The following is a 2,616-nucleotide window of genomic DNA, read 5'->3' as shown; positions in this document are numbered from 1 at the left end:
AGGGATTCAACAAAATCTCGGCAATACCTACCGTAACGGAATAGAAGGGGAGAGAGCTGATAATATTGAACAAGCCATCGCTCATTATGAAAATGCTCTACAAATCTATACTAAGTTCGCATTTCCCCAAAATTGGGCAATGACTCAAAACAATCTCGGTAATGCCTACTCTGATAGAATAAAAGGGGAAAAATCTGATAATATAGAACAAGGCATTGCTCATTATAAAAATGCCCTAAAAATCTTTACAAAGTCGGCATTTCCCCAAGATTGGGCAACAACTCAAAACAATCTCGGTGTTGCCTATAAAAAAATCAAAGGAGATAGAGCCGATAATCTTGAACAAGCCATCGCTCATTATAGAAATTCCCTACAAATCCGTACTCCAGAAAACTTCCCTCTCGATTGTCTGCACACAGCTTGCAATTTAGGTAACCTTGCTCTGGACAATAACAATTGGCAACTAGCTATCGAAGGCTACGCCCTAGCTATCCAAGCGGTAGAACAAAGCCGGAGTTGGGCAATTGATGAGGAGCGTCGCCAAGAGATTCTTGCTGATTCCATTTACGTATATGGCAACATAGTACAAGCTTGCCTCAATTTAGGTCAGATCGAAAAAGGACTGGAATATACTGAACGTTCTCGTGCCCAACGCTTGGTAGATATGATGGCTAGTAATGAACTCTACCAAGGAGGAGAAATTGTCCCAGAAGTAAAACAGCTTTTGCAGGACTACGAGGAACTGCAACAGCGTATCAATCTCCTCCGTTTTGGTTCTGCTTCGGAGGTTGTTCCAGTTCTAGCAGGAAGTCCTAATAAAACCATGTCATTGGGAATGCCAGTGAAACAATCTGATCAATCCTTGACTAGGGAAGCTTTATTACAATACCAGAAAGAAATCCAGGAATTAGAGGCAAAAAAACAGCAAGTTTGGCAACAACTGCGCCGCTATGACCCGGTTTTGGCAGGACAAGTCCAGGTGGAGCATCTCGATTGGGAGCAAATGCAGCAGTTAATCGAAGAATCAACCACTGCTCTGCTTAGTTTTTACACAACAAGAGAGCATACCCATATTTTTATCCTGTTTAAGGATCGCAGTCCTCAAGTTTTCACTTGTCAAGGACAGGGGTGGAAAACTTTACAGATTTGGATCTTCAATAATTGGTTCAAGCCCTATGTTGAGGCACAAAGTGAATGGAAACAGAAGATAGGGGATTTTCTTGAGGAACTTGCTGAGCGCTTGCAGTTGCAGGAGCTGGTGGGACACTATCTGACTGGGATTGAGGAGTTGATTATTGTGCCTTATCGATATTTACATCAGATTCCTTTTGCGGCGTTGCCCTTAAAACGGGGAGAGCAAGAGGGTTTATTAGCAGCAGAGCAAGAAAAGAGTTCTCTTGCCCAAAATCGGGGTATGGTCTTCGCCAGCAAATCCTCCAAATCCTCTGGCACTAAACCTGTTACCAACACTACTTATTTATGCGATCGCTTTCGTATTCGCTTGGTTCCCAGTTGCCAAATCCTCCACTATTGCCACCAACGCCCAGCAATCCCAGGTCAAGAAATGGGTATAGTCGAAGATGCTACCGAGGATCTGCCCTTTACCAGTTTTGAATGCAAAACCCTGGCGGAAATGTATCAGGTTCCTGCTAAGCAGCGCTTACAAGGACGGAATGCCACGGTCAAATCATACCACACCTTAGCCCAGCAAGTGCATATCCTCCACTCCAGCCATCATGCCCAATCTAACCCCATGGAGCTCTTGGAATCTCATTTACGGTTAGGAGATGGTTCCCTTACCCTGGGTCAACTCTTAACTCCTGGTTGGCGCATGCCCAATCTTTCCGAAGTTTTTGCCTCAGCCTGCGAGGTTAATTTCACTGTTACCGACATTACTGATGACTTGCTTAGTCTAGCTACCGGTTTTCTCTGTGCTGGAGCCAGGAGTGTGGTTAGTACCCAGTGGTCCGTAGATGATTTGGCCAGTGCTTTATTAGCGATTTTTTACTACCATGGCCGCCGGTCAGGGATGAGCCGCTCCCAAGCACTACAGCAAGGGCAAATTAAATTGCGCAATTTAACCGGAAAGGAGTTTGCTGATAATTATCAGACTCAGTTAACGGAACATCTGGAACAAAAGTTAAAAGAGGCCAATACTGCTAAACAGAATGCCAAAGATCAGGGAGATCAGGAAGAGTTGGATAAGTGGGTCACAATTGTCGATAAATTCGAGATACAGCAAAAGCGTTTGGAGTCTTTGAGTAAGGAAGATTTTCCTTTTGCTCATCCTTTCTTTTGGGCTGGTTTTGTTTCCCAAGGAATTTAGAATTTAGAATTTAGAATGAAGAATTTAGAATTTAGAATTTAGAATTTAGAATTTAGATCCTGTAGGGTGGGCAAAAGGTGAGCACAGATCAGCTGTAGGGAAAACTCTAGGAATTTTGCCCACCAAAAAGTCAGATCTGTAGGGTGGGCAAAAGGTGAGCACAGATCAGCTGTAGGGAAAACTCTAGGAATTTTGCCCACCAAAAAGTCAGATCCTGTAGGGTGGGCAAGGTAATTGGTCAACTTAAGGGCTCTAACCAATTTATTTCCCCTTGCCCACCCTACAAAACT

Annotated in this window: 2 protein-coding genes; one reads left to right on the top strand and one right to left on the bottom strand. The window is 43.7% G+C overall.

Annotation, left to right across the window (positions count from 1 at the left end; genetic code table 11):
* On the top strand, positions 1–2,326 hold a 2,326-nt coding region (locus F6K20_RS33410; protein ID WP_287297637.1), incomplete at its 5' end, for a CHAT domain-containing protein.
* 38 nt (positions 2,327–2,364) lie between these two features.
* On the opposite strand, the gene F6K20_RS33405 is transcribed toward F6K20_RS33410, so the two are convergent.
* Positions 2,365–2,616, bottom strand: a 252-nt coding sequence (locus F6K20_RS33405) for a hypothetical protein (RefSeq protein ID WP_287297635.1), incomplete at its 5' end; no start/stop codon positions are given.

Source organism: Moorena sp. SIO2C4 (assembly GCF_010672485.1).
Classification (GTDB): domain Bacteria; phylum Cyanobacteriota; class Cyanobacteriia; order Cyanobacteriales; family Coleofasciculaceae; genus Moorena; species Moorena producens.
Note: the sequence above shows the minus strand (reverse complement) of the source record. Positions and strands in the feature narration are given on the sequence as shown.